Annotated in this window: 13 protein-coding genes; 3 read left to right on the forward strand and 10 right to left on the reverse strand. The window is 57.2% G+C overall.

Annotation, left to right across the window (positions count from 1 at the left end):
* Positions 1-2 precede the first annotated feature (2 nt).
* Both ABJH13_RS05770 and ABJH13_RS05775 read right to left on the reverse strand, forming a co-directional pair.
* Positions 3-2,003, reverse strand: a complete 2,001-nt coding sequence (locus tag ABJH13_RS05770; RefSeq protein WP_348405266.1) for a peroxidase family protein — start codon at positions 2,001-2,003, stop codon at positions 3-5.
* A 167-nt stretch (positions 2,004-2,170) separates the two neighbouring features.
* A complete protein-coding gene (locus ABJH13_RS05775) occupies positions 2,171-2,914 on the reverse strand; it encodes an aspartate/glutamate racemase family protein (protein ID WP_348405267.1) in 744 nt (247 codons plus the stop codon).
* Positions 2,915-3,072: 158 nt separating this feature from the next.
* Between ABJH13_RS05775 and ABJH13_RS05780 the strand changes: the two genes are divergently transcribed.
* Both ABJH13_RS05780 and ABJH13_RS05785 read left to right on the forward strand, forming a co-directional pair.
* Positions 3,073-4,317: an FAD-dependent oxidoreductase gene (locus tag ABJH13_RS05780; protein ID WP_348405268.1), complete on the forward strand. Its 1,245-nt coding sequence runs from the start codon at positions 3,073-3,075 to the stop codon at positions 4,315-4,317.
* Between the two features lie 44 nt (positions 4,318-4,361).
* Positions 4,362-5,588, forward strand: a complete 1,227-nt coding sequence (locus ABJH13_RS05785) for an MFS transporter (RefSeq protein WP_348405269.1) — start codon at positions 4,362-4,364, stop codon at positions 5,586-5,588.
* A gap of 13 nt (positions 5,589-5,601) precedes the next feature.
* Here ABJH13_RS05785 and ABJH13_RS05790 read toward each other — a convergent pair whose 3' ends face one another.
* From ABJH13_RS05790 to ABJH13_RS05810, 5 genes are all read right to left on the reverse strand, one after another.
* Positions 5,602-5,853, reverse strand: a complete 252-nt coding sequence (locus ABJH13_RS05790; RefSeq protein ID WP_348405270.1) for a hypothetical protein — start codon at positions 5,851-5,853, stop codon at positions 5,602-5,604.
* Between the two features lie 206 nt (positions 5,854-6,059).
* Positions 6,060-6,596, reverse strand: coding sequence for an ATP-binding protein (locus ABJH13_RS05795; RefSeq protein WP_348405271.1), 537 nt, complete (start codon positions 6,594-6,596; stop codon positions 6,060-6,062).
* Between the two features lie 137 nt (positions 6,597-6,733).
* On the reverse strand, positions 6,734-6,955 hold the full coding sequence (locus ABJH13_RS05800) for a hypothetical protein (protein WP_348405272.1): 222 nt from the start codon (positions 6,953-6,955) through the stop codon (positions 6,734-6,736).
* The gene (locus tag ABJH13_RS05805) at positions 6,952-7,302 is read right to left on the reverse strand and encodes a PAS domain-containing protein (protein WP_348405273.1); all 351 of its coding nucleotides are present in this window, start codon (positions 7,300-7,302) and stop codon (positions 6,952-6,954) included. The genes ABJH13_RS05800 and ABJH13_RS05805 overlap by 4 nt, the downstream gene beginning before the upstream one ends.
* Positions 7,303-8,177: 875 nt before the next feature.
* Positions 8,178-8,591, reverse strand: coding sequence for a transporter substrate-binding domain-containing protein (locus ABJH13_RS05810; protein WP_348405274.1), 414 nt, complete (start codon positions 8,589-8,591; stop codon positions 8,178-8,180).
* A gap of 851 nt (positions 8,592-9,442) precedes the next feature.
* On the opposite strand from ABJH13_RS05810, the gene ABJH13_RS05815 reads away from it, so the two are divergent.
* Complete coding sequence (locus ABJH13_RS05815) at positions 9,443-9,691, forward strand: hypothetical protein (protein ID WP_348405275.1); 249 nt, start codon at positions 9,443-9,445, stop codon at positions 9,689-9,691.
* Between the two features lie 182 nt (positions 9,692-9,873).
* On the opposite strand, the gene ABJH13_RS05820 is transcribed toward ABJH13_RS05815, so the two are convergent.
* The 3 genes from ABJH13_RS05820 to ABJH13_RS05830 form a co-directional block, all read right to left on the reverse strand.
* Complete coding sequence (locus tag ABJH13_RS05820) at positions 9,874-10,653, reverse strand: ATP-binding cassette domain-containing protein (RefSeq protein WP_348405276.1); 780 nt, start codon at positions 10,651-10,653, stop codon at positions 9,874-9,876.
* On the reverse strand, positions 10,653-11,765 hold the full coding sequence (locus ABJH13_RS05825) for an ABC transporter permease (RefSeq protein ID WP_348405277.1): 1,113 nt from the start codon (positions 11,763-11,765) through the stop codon (positions 10,653-10,655). Before ABJH13_RS05825 ends, ABJH13_RS05820 begins: the two co-directional genes overlap by 1 nt.
* Before the next feature lie 78 nt (positions 11,766-11,843).
* Positions 11,844-12,794, reverse strand: a complete 951-nt coding sequence (locus ABJH13_RS05830; protein WP_348405278.1) for a sugar ABC transporter substrate-binding protein — start codon at positions 12,792-12,794, stop codon at positions 11,844-11,846.
* Positions 12,795-12,860 lie beyond the last annotated feature (66 nt).

Below are 12,860 nucleotides of genomic sequence, written 5' to 3' on the forward strand. Positions count from 1 at the left end.
GGTTATTCGCGGACCCATCCCCGTTGGGTCATGCCAACAAAACCCAAGGTTTTTGGGGTGTTGATGTTGCGCAACACAAGGTCACGCAGCGACCCACAGGTGGTGATCTGATCCCACCCATACCGCGAAAACGTAGGGTGTTCGGCGCTTGGATCTTGCGGTGGTTTGAACACATGTTCGGACAGCAGCGGGTTGGTCAGGGCCTGCGAAAACGCATCCAACGCGACAAATGACAGCACCGTCCGGGGCAGAGGCGCGTTCTTGACCCGGTCTTCACAGAAAATGCCGACAAAAAAATCCACCTGATCGACCTCGCCATAGGCGTATTTCAGCTGCGCGGCTACGGTCCGATCCGAAGAAATATCACCCATGGTTTCGACTGGCATGCGTTGCATATATTCAAGGTAATCGGCGAACGGTCGTAACTGGCACGCGCGCCCTTGGTTGATCGAGGCCTCCTCGATGTGCATCAATGATGCGGTGGTGTTGCGGGGACCCAATTCGCCGGTGCGTTGGGTGCTCATGTCTTCAAAGGCGCGGCCCAATCCAACGTCGATGAGCGGCTGCATTTCCATGAAATATGAACGGTTTACAGCATGTTCCGTCTCGCCCCATGTGATCTGGTCAGGGATCAGCGCGTGCCACCGGTAAAGCAGGCTAAATTCGGTTGTGATCCAATTGGGGCGGTTCCACTTGGCGCCCCAGGCGGCTTTTGGGTCGGCCTTGATCCGAAATTCGGTGGGGGCGATATGGTTGATGTAGTCTTCAACCACGATCTTGATGAACTGGACGATCGAAATATTGCGGGCGGTTTCAAACACCCTGTCGTCGTCCCAACCGGGATAACGTGCGCACAGCTGCCCCGCCAACCTGTTGTGTTCGCGTAGCAATAACGTGTTGATCATCGCCGTTTGAGGCACCGAATTGGCCCGGTCGCCGCCAAAGGCAAAGAGCCGCCCGCGTTTGCCGCGTATCTTTTCAGCGACCTCTGGCGTGCCATTGGCAATTGCGGTGTTGAGCGTGTCGAGCCCAAGCGGCGGGTCGAGGGGCTCAAATTCGGGTTTGATCGTGTCGCCATCAAACAAAAACGGCGCGAATTCTTCATCGCCACGCATTTGGGATTTCAGCTTGCCGCGGCTGTGTTGGTCGGGGGCGTGTACGCGCAGGGCCCGCGTTTGTGCGGGGGTGCGCCCATAAAGCGGGCAAAGATCGATATTGTGGTTGGATGTGTTGCGTTTGAAGTGATCGAGGTCCGATGTGTCGGTGACCGTCCGAATGAACCCATCGGTCAAATACTGCGCAAACGCGGGAAACAGGCAGGTGGATTTTGGGCACAATCGCTGGGTGTCTTCTGTGCGCGCGAACAGCGGCGCAAGTGTGTTCCAACCGGGCAGTGCGTCTTGGTCAATCGGTGAAATCCCCAAGTGCCGCGCGCTCCATTCTGTGTCGGTGAGGCTGGCCCAGGATGTATAATGGCTGTGGGTGGAAAACGGATGCGGGCGGTTGCGCACCTGATTGACGATGCGGTTGATCACGATGCGATTTATCGCGGCATCCAGCGGCGGTATCTTGCCGATCAGCGCCACAATCCAAGGCACATTCAACAGGCCCATCAGCTGTTCGCCGACCCAACCCAGCACGCGGCGCAGCAATAATGTGATGGTGCGCGATTCTTCTAGCTGGCTGTAGAACGCGCGAAACACCACCGGGAAGACCGCAATATACCACAGTTGCCCGGCCCACGGTGCCTTTAAAACGGCAGCAGACCAAAGGCCCGCGCCAATGCTGGCTGCGGCGAAAACCCACCATCCAAGTTGGTGCCCGCGCCACATTTTGAAGATGCCAAACAGACAGGCCAAGTATAGGGGCGCCAACAGCAAACGCGATCCGTCGCCGGGAAATTGGGTCAGGTGTCGTCCGGTTTGATACAGCATCACCGCGCCGATCCCGACGCAAGCAAGAGACAACAGCGTGTTTCGCTGGGGTGTGGGTGTGTGTGCCATGATGAAAACTCCGGCAGATTTTGAAATGCATCGATAAAATACGAAACATTTCACACCATAACGCGGCAATTTTCTAGTCTTGATTAGGTTGGTGGCGCGCGACCGGGGGGTGGCCCGCCCGCCTATCGTCGCAGTTTATGCACGAGGCGAGGCGTTGCGCAGGCCGGTCAAAGCCCGCGGGGGTCGTCCAAATCAGATGGAAACCGGCGCGGTGACAACGCGCCCTGAAACCAATTGACCAACGTATAAATCGAATACACAGGCAGGCCCGTGGCCAGACGGATATCGCGGGCGTAGGGCACCATGTTTGTGCATTCCAGCACAATTGCACCGATATCAGCGTGGCTTTGCACCAGTTCCAGCGCGCCGGCCAACACATCTTTGCGGCAGCCTTCAAAGTCGATATCGACTTGGTCGGTCAGGAAGGCGGGGGAAAACACGCGCCCGCTTTCGGTGCCAACAACGGGTGTGTCTGGGGCGGCACCAACCGCAACCAGATGTGCCGCACTCAGGCTGGTTTTGGACACCGTCAGCACGCCAACCCGTTGCCCCATGGGCAGGGTTTGGGCGATCATGGGCAGTTGCATTAACGCAGAGCTGGCAACAGGAACGTCCAGCGCCTTGGCCAAATCGTCTTGGAGCACCGACAAGAACCCGCAGTTTGTCACGATCCCGTCGCAGCCCATCCGTACCAACGCCTGCCCTTCGGCGATAAAGGCATCGCGCATGGCGCGGGCGTCTTGCAGCACGATAAGATCAGGGGTTGCGCCTTCGACCACACGGTAGTGCACGGGGAATGGCCATGTGGTGGCGTTGCCTATGTCACCGGGAATGCGCGGAAAACGGGTTTCCAGCATCAATATCCCGACCGTTGCGCCATACACAGTTTTGCCGCCCGACTGTACGTTCATGTTTGGTCCTTTGTCGTGAGAGCCCGCAATATTTCAACTATCACGACCCCGGCGCTGTCCCTAGGGCGAAATGCGGCGTTTTCGGGGGCGAACGGTTAAAAAGAAATTGACGCCTCGGCAGCGGCACGCATGGTGTGCGCATCGAGATAGGGTAGAGCATGGCAGATAAGATCATCATCATCGGCGCGGGTATTGTTGGGGTGTCGACGGGCATCTGGTTGCGCCGCTATGGGGCCGATGTGACGCTGGTGGATCGCAGCGCGCCGGGGCAGGGCACGTCTTATGGCAACGCAGGCGTCTTGGCGGCCTGTTCTATGGTGCCCGTCACCGCGCCGGGGCTGATCCGCAAGGCGCCGGGTATGTTGCTGAACCGGGATTTCCCGTTGTTTTTGCGGTGGGGGTATCTGCCGAAAATGGCGCCTTGGCTGATGCGGTATCTTGGCCACGCCAATGACGCCGAAACCCGCCGGATCGCCAAGGGGCTGGCCCCGATCGTTTCTGACACGGTGGCGCAGCATCAGGCGCTGACCCATGACACGGACGCGGCACGTTGGGTCACCGAGAGCGACTATCATTTTGCCTATAAAGATCGCGCGGCCTTTGCGGCGGATGGGTACACGTGGGGGCTGCGGCGCGAGGCCGGGTTCATACCGCAGGTGATAGAAGGCGACGCAGTGCAAGCGTGCGAGCCGCATCTTGCGCCGCAGATCGGATGTTTGGCCACCATGAAGGACCACGGGTTTATCCGCGATCCGGGCGGGTATGTTGCGGCCTTGGCTGCGGTGTTCCAACAGATGGGCGGTCAGGTGCGCACGGCGGATGTGGTTGATTTTGACATGTCGGGGGGGCGCATTTCGGCGGTGCATACCACAGATGGGCCCTTGCCATGTGACAAGGTGGTGCTGGCGACGGGTGTGTGGTCAAAACCCTTGATGAAAAAGTTGGGCGTGTCGGTCCCTCTAGAAAGCGAACGCGGCTATCATATCGTATTCGAAGACCCCGAGGCGGGCCCAATTGCCCCCACCATGGTGACCACCGGGAAATTTGTGGCGACGCCCATGGCGGCGGGGCTGCGGTGCGCCGGTGTGGTCGAATTTGGCGGGCTAGAGGCGAAACCATCGCGGGCGCCGTTTGATCTGTTGCGGCGTCAGGTTCGGCAGGCCTACCCCGCGCTGACCCACGGGCAGCAAGCAGAATGGATGGGCCACCGCCCCGCGCCCAGTGACAGCTTGCCGCTGATTGGCGAGATCGGCCAAACCGGTGTCATGACAGGCTTTGGCCACCACCACATTGGTCTGACCGGGGGCCCCAAAACCGGCCGCCTGATCGCAGACATCATGACCGGGCGCACGCCGAATATGGACATGCAACCCTACACGCCCAACCGGTTTTCGGCGGGGTAACAACGGGCGGCATATGTGGCTCGACAGGGGTAGGCGTGCGTGCCATGGTGCGGCATCCCACCCCTCTGGTTAAAGTGATCTGGTCTATGTTCAAAGCCCCCCTTGGCGGGTTGATCCCGTTCCTTGGCCTGCTGTTTTGCGGCACGTTGTGCGCCGCGATGATCGTGCCGTTTATGGCGTTCTTTATCGTGCAGGGGTTGGGGCACGAACCGCGTGTGATCAGTCTTTATTCGCTGTTGGCGATCTGCCTGACGGTCGCGGTGAACCGGGCCTTTGCGCGCCGTATCGATGCCGGACAGCGGGTGTTTCCCTTGGTGGGCATCGCAGCGCTGAGCTATGGCGCGGCCACGGCCTCTTTGATGGTGGCGCCGAACTTGTGGGTGGTGTTGAGCTTGGGCGTCTTGGGGTTTGGGGTCAGTTCCAGCGCGGTGTCAACGATGTTTAGCCTGGGCGGCAGCCTCGCTGAACGGTCCGATGTCGGGCGCCCGCGGTTCAACGCCTATATGCGCGCGACCTCATCGACCGCGTGGATGGTGGGACCTGCGGTTGCGTTTTTGGTCGCAGATCGGGTGTCTCATGTGGCGGTGTTTGCCACCGGGTTTGGCACATCGTTGATCTGGTTGGGGTTGTGGTGGTGCATATTGCCACGCGATATCGTCGCGCCGTCACCGCCCCGCGCCCCGGACGCCGCCGCAAACACCGCCGCGACACGGGCCTTGTGGATGGCGGGGGCCTTCGTGTTTTGCCTGTCATCGGCGCATTCGTTGACGTTTTCGGCCTTGCCGTTGTTCTATGTCCAAGAGGTTGGCTTGCCGGGGTATGCACCGGGCACAGCGTTCAGCGTGAAGACCTTTGTGGAGGTTTTTGCCATTTTTGCGACCCCGCTGTTGATCGCGCGTATCGGGATGCGGGCCGCATTGCTGGGCACGACGGTGCTGGCGGTTGTCACGATCCAGCTGTTGTCGATGGTGCATAGCTATCCGCAGATGTTGGCTGGGGCCGCGCTTGAGGGGCTATACTACGGATTTTACGCAAGCCTCGGTATCAGCTATGTGCAGTCCTTTGCCCCAGATCGCCCTGCGCAGGCGACGGCGATTTATTGGAACACCGTGATGATCAGCGGTGTACTTGCGGGCCCGGCGGTTGGGTTTATCGCCCAAGCGTATGATTTTCGGACGGTCGTGCAGGTGGCGTCTGGTGTGGCGCTTGGTGCGGCGGTTGTGCTTGTGTTGGGGCGCCGGGCGTCAGAGGCCGCACAGACCGCAGAGTGACCCGCGACCGCGGTCATTTTCTATTGCGGGTCAACACATCGACCGCGTGCAATACGTCTTGGGTGTCGGCGGGTTTGGCCAGTGTCATATCCGCCCCATGGTCGCGGGTGATCAACGAAATCCCAGCATCAGGCACAGATTTAGACCCCTGACGCACCATGATAACCGCAATCAGCAGGCCAAACCGCCCCAGCGATGTCAGTTCTATCGCATCTGACGCAGACTCGCATGTGCGCGCGCTTTGCTTGTGGGGCCGTGCGCGCAAATTGGTGTGCCGTATAAACAGCCTGCCAAAGTGGGTCGATACCGTCGCATCACGCGTCTCCCTTTGGGGGCCGATCTACCAGTGCCTTCGCCAAAATTTCGGCCAATTCGACAGGTGGGTATGGTTTTTGCGACATCGGTGCCACAATATCTCCAACAGGTTTTCTTCGTCTTCCACGACCAAAATGCGCTGGTCATCCCCGCGCGTTATCGGCAACCACGTGATTGGTTTTTCGCGTTCATTTTCGGCCGTACCACGGGGCAAACAATGCGGACCGTGGTGCCGAAGTCTGCCTCCGAATAGATCAGCAATTCGCCATCTGATTGTTGGATAAATCCATACACCATCGACAGGCCCAAACCCTTCCCCGAATTGCTATCCTTGGTGGTGAAAAACGGGTCAATCGCTCGGCGCTTTACCTCGTCGGACATGCCGGGCCCGTCGTCCGTTACAGAGATTCCGATGTAGCGATAAGCGCGTGAATCGTGACGGGCGACGTCCTTGGCGTGCTCGCTTTTCATTCCTTGCGTGATGTAGGCGTGAAGATCTTCGCGGCGCAGATCACGGTCCACATCGATCTCGTTCACGGCACGGGTTTTGACGATGATCTTGCTGCCTTTGCCGCAGCGCAAAATCGCGTCACGGAGGTTCAAGGCTAGGTTCAACAGCGCATTATCAAGCTGCCCGTGATCGCAGTAAATCAAGACATCCGGGGCCAGATCAACAAAAGAGATACCAGCCATTCCCTCGATCGCGGGGCGGGAAAGTGTTTTGAATTCGTTGAATATTTCAAGGGTTGAACGCGACTTTGCAAATCCGAGTTATCGTTTTGCAAATGCCAGAAAACGTCCCGTCAGGTCGCGCCCACGTTCCACAGCACTCAGTGCCGTTTCAAGCACCCGGTCTGAGCGTGCAGACAAGTTATCTGCATCGCATAGAGGATCGTCGCCAGCAGGGTGTTAAAGTCATGCGCGATGCCATCGGTCAATTGGCCAAGCGTATCAAGACGGCCTTTGCGTTCGATCTGCTGGCGGTTTTTTTCGAGCATGGACACGTCATCCAGTACGATAACGCAGCGCAAATCACTGGCGGGGTCCGTCACCACGACGCTGGAATGCGCTTATAGCGGTTTTCGTACCTGTTTTCCCGTGTCATCAGATGTGTTTCGCCGGTCAGAACCTGACCTGCCAACGCGCGATTTATCGGATCTGCGGAGGCATCAGGCGGATGCAAGTCCAGCGTATCCAGAAACTTGACACCTTCGGGCCAAAGAAACGGAGACGGTTCGGGTTTGCCGTCCAACATATGGCGCGCCGCGGGGTTGATGACGTTCACATGTCCCGCTTCATCCAGACCGATGATGCCGTTCATCGTGGTGTCGAGCGCAATACGCAGCTGTTCGGATGCAGCGTTGAACCCCTTGCCCATGTCTTCAAACTGCGCGGGCATTGTGTTGATGGCGCGCCTGATCGCATCGAGGTCGTCGTCGGTGGTGTGGTGTGGTGCGGTCGGGCAAGCTCTAGGGCGGGGCCTGATATGGGCCAATCGGGTCGCGATACAAATGTTGATATTTCGCGCAGATGGCGGCTGACCAGCCTGAAGAAAATCGCCAGAATAGCGATAGAGGCAAGGCTGGTTTTGGCCATATTGGAGCAGAAAAAACCAAGGCTTGGGCGTAGAGGTTTGCCCAAATCTCCGCGCGACTTAGCCCAATGTCGAGAGTTCCAACCTCGACGTCTCCGCGTACCGGATCTTTATGCAAAAGGGTCACAGTTTCTATTTGCAAAGTCTGACTTGCCACGTCAGAGCCATGTTCCAACAGCAAACCCTCGGGCGAGCGCAAGGTCACCGATGCGACCTCGTTACGGGTGTATATACCGCCCAGAATATGTTCGATTTGGCGGGTGTCAAAGTCTCGCAATGCGGCACCAAGACCTCGGCCGAACCCCGTTTCGATTTGGGATGTCACCTCACTCAGCGTGTCATTTTGCCGAAGGAACGACAGATATAGCTGCCCTGAAGTTGCGAGCAACGACAAGATTGTGTTGCTCGCCAATACCCAGATGAGCAGCCTGAACGCGAGGCGATTATTCTAACGACCGAACATGGTGCTTGGTCCGCGAGATGTTTCACGAGCAGCGCACATTTGGGCAAGGGCCGCGTTAAAGGCTTTGGCGATGCTGTCTGGTCGGTTCTGTGCTGGGAAACCGCCATGTGAATGTGCTGTTCTGCCAACGACGGGTAGATGAACTGGATCCGCGTGGCGAGGTCGGGGGCTTCGTTTTGATCGCGTGATTGATGACATCGGTGTTTTCGAAGGTCAGCTAAACGCGGCCGGCGGCGACCATTTGAACAGCTTGCAATGTTGTCGTGACTTCGAATTTATTGAGGTCGTCGGCGGCGTCAAAAGCGGGGTTATAAAGGAGCCCCTTGCCGACGGCGATGGAGTGGGGCGCGAGCGATGACAAACCATCAAACACGGTGTCCGACCTGATTGCGCGGACGAATTTCACGTGGGCTTCAAAGAACGGTTCCGAATAGTTGAGAAACGTCTCCATTTCGGGGTCGTGAAAAAGGCTTGTGATGATGTCATAGTCGCCGTTTCGCGCGCCAGTGACGACGCGGTTCCACGGGAGAATGGCTATTTGCACGTCGCAGCCTGCGCGGTTCAAGACGGCCCGTGTAACGTCCAGCGAGATCCCATGGCTCGGTAATTTCTCGTCTGAAAACGGGGCCATTCATCTGCAACAACGACCAGCGTGTCGTTTGCAAAGCTGACATTCGCGGTCATCGCCCGCACAGTGGCGGTGCAGGCTATCTAGTTCTTGGCAAAAGGCATGGTGCCTCGTTCGTAAGGAAAGTTAAATCGATTTTAGTGATGCATATAATTTGCTAACGTCGCAAGCAAAGCTGGCTTCAGGTATCAGGCACATTTCAAATTTTAACGGAATGATGGCGTTAGACAATACGATGAATTGTAAATGTGATGCTAGGAAAGCAACGCGTCCTACGTATTGGTGCAAAACCCAGGTTTCAAATTGACCCACAGGGGTAGGTTCTTTTTGCAGGCGTAGGCTTCATTGGGGCGGTCAACGGTGCCGTTGGTTAACCATTTGCCGATGCCCACCCGCACTTCTTAAAGTGTCTCAAGTACATTTGTGCTTCAAGGGCCACCACAATCTTCAATCATTCGATTGACAGGCCACGCGTCTTTTTCGCCGACTTCCGGCAGGTGATTGTATCCGTCAGATCCCCTCGGGCGGGCCACGAAAACCGGTAAGTATCACGCCAAATCTGCGATGACTTAGGGGTGCAAGGAGGACGGTGGCCATTGGTGATTGTGGGGCGAAACATAGTGAATCAGCACGGATTAGAGCCTTAATAAACCGCAGGTGAATGTTAATTTGCACGCCTTTGGACAACCCAACCGTGCGCCTGCGTATATTTGCGTATCTCCAGTTGCAGCGAACAGCATGTTTTGTTCACAAAAGGCGCATTTGCGTCAGGATAGCGTTAACCTCTTCTTTCCAGTTGGGGCCGTAAACGTTACATTCCGTCCTTGGAATTTTAGTTACCTGTGATTGAGATAATGACGAATAAAAAGCCACAACGCGTGCAGACGGGCGTGCGTATTGAAAAGCGTATATTGAAGGTTTTAAAAGCCGTCGCTGCGCAACAAGAGATGTCTTTGGGGGATCTGCTGGAGGGTATCTTGCTCCACAGCTTTGAAGGCAAAGCCTCTTTCGACACCGAAACACTCGGTTTTATCGAGCAGATGCGCACGGCGTATGGGCTGGATTTATCCGCAAATGACAGCGCTTGGATCGACCCCAGCTGAGCGGGGTACTGTGTTTCGATGAGCGGCGCGTTTACGATCGTCTGCTGGGTTGTGGTGTCACGGCAAGGTTAAGGTATTGCCTAGGAAAAGGTTAACTAACAGCATCCGTGCCGAACAAGACAGCCAGAGAGGGATCACAGGCCCCCACCGGCTGCACCGGCAGGGCCCTGATGTGTTAGGTGCTAGACTGTTCCGCCAAGGCTGCCTTCGAGTTGCACCAATTCTTGCCCCCCCGCCATCATGTCTTGTAGTTCTTCAGGGGTGATCTCGCCGCGCAGGGCCGTGCCCAAGGTTTGGCCGCGGTTGAGCACGGTGAACCTGTCGCCCACTGCCATCGCGTGGCGCACATTGTGGGTGATGAACACCACCGCAATGCCTTGTTTGCGGACTTTGTCGATGGTGGCCAATACGTTCGCCGTCTGGCGTACGCCCAATGCGCTGGTCGGTTCGTCCAAAATCAGAACTTTGGCGCCAAAATAAACCGCCCGTGCAATCGCCACGGTCTGGCGTTCGCCCCCCGACAGAGTGCCCACCGCCTGATCCGGGCCGCGCAGGTTGATGCCCATCTTGCGCATCTCTTCCATGGTCACGCGGTTGGCGAATTCATGGTCGAAAAATCGCATGCCCGCGACTTTCTTAAGGGGTTCGTTGCCCATAAAGAAATTGCGGCTGACCGACATCAGCGGGATCATCGACAGATGCTGGTGCACCGTTGCAATCCCCGCAGACATCGCATCGCGCGGGTCCGCAAAATCAAGGGGTTGGCCTTCAAAAACGATCTCGCCTTTGGTGGGTTTGTGCACCCCTGACATGGTTTTGATAAAGGTCGATTTGCCCGCGCCATTGTCGCCCAACAGGCAGTGGCATTCGCCTGCGTGCACATCCACCGACACCCCCGCCAACGCGATGACAGAGCCGAAGTGCTTTTCGATATTTTGCATCTGGATAATGATATCGGACATCAGCGTTCTCCTGTGATGATGCGGCGGATGTAGGTGTTCAGGATGACCGCAAACAGCAAGATGACCCCTAGAAACACGCGAAACAGGCTGGATTCCACACCGGCAAAGAATAGCCCCTGTTGCACCACGCCAAAGATGAGCGCGCCCAACGCGGCCCCGATGACGGACCCGTAACCACCCGTCAAAAGCGCGCCACCGATGACCACAGCGATGATGGCTTCGAATTCCTTCAACAACCCACGATCCGCGCCCGCCGACCCGAATTCCATCACCTGACAGACAGCCAAAACTGTGGCGCAAAATGCGGTGCTCATGAACATTAAGATCTTGACTTTGTTCACTGGCACACCCGAATTGCGCGCGGCTTCGGCGTCGCCACCAGAGGCAAAGATCCAGTTGCCAAACCGCGTGCGTGTCAGCAAAACGTGCCCCAAAAAGATCAAGACAAGCGCCCAGACGATCAACATGGGGATACCATCGACCACCGGTTGACCCGCCCGGCTGCCGCGTTCGAAGACGCCGATAACCCCCATATCGCCGAGCCACTGAAACAAGGGTTGGCCGATTTTGCCGCCGAACATAGGCGCGAGCCAGTCGCCTTCGGCTGCGTCGCGGATGCCGCCGATGATGGTTTTGCGTTCAATGGTTTGCGGGATGTAGATCGTAAAGCCGCGCAAAATAAACAAAAATGCCAATGTGACGATAAAGCTGGGCAGGCCCGTGCGCACCACAATCCAACCATTGAGCGCCCCAAGCGCGCAGCAGATCACAAAGGTGATGATGATCGCCATCCACATCGGCCACGCGAGGACCACGCCGAACACCGCAATCATCATGCCCGCAAAGCCGATCATGGACCCAACGCTGAGGTCAAATTCACCGGCGATCATCAGCAGGCACGCCCCGACGGCGATGATCATAAACTGGGCTGAAACAACGGACCAGTTGATGATGCCTTGGCTGTTGAACATGCCGCTATCAAAGGCAAAAAGTGCAAAAAGTGTAAAAACCGCGACGGTGCCAACGATGCCGCCCAATTCGGGGCGGATCAGGGCGCGGCGCAGGGAGGAAATGTCTTTTATTCGCTCATCGGTTTGGGCTGTGTCAGCCATGACGTGTCCTTCGGCGGGTAAAATGGGAAAAAAAGGGCGGCATTCGTCTTGCGAAGCCGCCCCCGTGGAGATGTGAGATTAGCGGTATTCGCCGGCGAAAGCCTCAACCTTGGTCAGCCCGTCTTTGGTGACAAAACCGGGGCCAGAGTTGATGTTGTTGCCGGGCAGAACGCCGTAGCGGTCCCAGTTGGCGAGGATCACGACAGGCATGTAGGCCTGCAAGAAGGGCTGTTGGTCGATGCCCCAGTTGATCACGCCGTCTTTGATGCCTTTTACGATTTCTTGACCCAGATCGAAGGTGCCAAAGTGGATTTCGCCAGCCAAACCGTTTTCTTCCAGCGCGGCGATGGTTGGGTCAGCCGACACCGGGCCCAAGGTCAGAATGCCGTCTACATCCGGGTTGGCGGACAAATACGCCAGTACCTTGTTTTTGATTTCCGACGGGTCTTTGCCGCTGTCCATCATCGCGTTGCCCAGATCAATGCCCAGGCCGTCCGCGTATCCGCGGCACCGTTCGCCGACTGTGGGTTGTTCAATCGCGTGGTTCACACACAAGAAGTTGGTGACCCCTTCGCCTTTGGCGCGCAGGCCGGCGGCAAAACCCGCGTCATATTCGGGCTGGCCCACATACATCAGTGCGCCCAATTCACGTGCCTGATCCGGTGAGCCGGTGTTCATGATGATCACGTCAATGCCTTGATCAACGGCGGCGCTGATGGGGCCTTTCAGAACATCGTAGTCGGCCAGTGTTGTGATGATACCATCGGGTTGGCTGGCTGCGGCCTGTTCGATGATCCGCGCCATATCGGCGATGTCACCTGTTGGCGGGTTGCGGTATTCGACGTCTGCGCCGACCTGTTCACCGGCCAGCGCGATGCCGTTTTTGATGGTATTCCACCAAGTGTCGCTGTCAGGGGCGTGGCTGACGAGAATGTATTTTTCGCCCTCAGCGGCGGCGGTTTGTGCTGTCAGAAAAGGTGTAGCGACGAGTGCCGTCGCCATCACCAGCTTTTTCATCAATGTTGTCATGTTATCCTCCCAAGGATGCACCGTTCTCATGGCAAAAGGGTGACTGTGTCACGCCTTCGAATCCGA

It is taken from the genome of Roseobacter sp. (genome assembly GCF_039970775.1).
In the GTDB taxonomy this organism is placed as follows: Bacteria; Pseudomonadota; Alphaproteobacteria; order Rhodobacterales; family Rhodobacteraceae; genus Roseobacter.

Bases quoted from the DNA above. Each gene is read 5' to 3' on its own strand.
- ABJH13_RS05770 (WP_348405266.1), bottom strand. From the start codon at position 2,003: ATGGCACACACACCCACACCCCAGCGAAACACGCTGTTGTCTCTTGCT.
- ABJH13_RS05775 (WP_348405267.1), bottom strand. From the start codon at position 2,914: ATGAACGTACAGTCGGGCGGCAAAACTGTGTATGGCGCAACGGTCGGG.
- ABJH13_RS05780 (WP_348405268.1), top strand. From the start codon at position 3,073: ATGGCAGATAAGATCATCATCATCGGCGCGGGTATTGTTGGGGTGTCG.
- ABJH13_RS05785 (WP_348405269.1), top strand. From the start codon at position 4,362: ATGGTGCGGCATCCCACCCCTCTGGTTAAAGTGATCTGGTCTATGTTC.
- ABJH13_RS05795 (WP_348405271.1), bottom strand. From the start codon at position 6,596: ATGGCTGGTATCTCTTTTGTTGATCTGGCCCCGGATGTCTTGATTTAC.
- ABJH13_RS05805 (WP_348405273.1), bottom strand. From the start codon at position 7,302: ATGCCCGCGCAGTTTGAAGACATGGGCAAGGGGTTCAACGCTGCATCC.
- ABJH13_RS05810 (WP_348405274.1), bottom strand. From the start codon at position 8,591: ATGGCCCCGTTTTCAGACGAGAAATTACCGAGCCATGGGATCTCGCTG.
- ABJH13_RS05815 (WP_348405275.1), top strand. From the start codon at position 9,443: ATGACGAATAAAAAGCCACAACGCGTGCAGACGGGCGTGCGTATTGAA.
- ABJH13_RS05820 (WP_348405276.1), bottom strand. From the start codon at position 10,653: ATGTCCGATATCATTATCCAGATGCAAAATATCGAAAAGCACTTCGGC.
- ABJH13_RS05825 (WP_348405277.1), bottom strand. From the start codon at position 11,765: ATGGCTGACACAGCCCAAACCGATGAGCGAATAAAAGACATTTCCTCC.
- ABJH13_RS05830 (WP_348405278.1), bottom strand. From the start codon at position 12,794: ATGACAACATTGATGAAAAAGCTGGTGATGGCGACGGCACTCGTCGCT.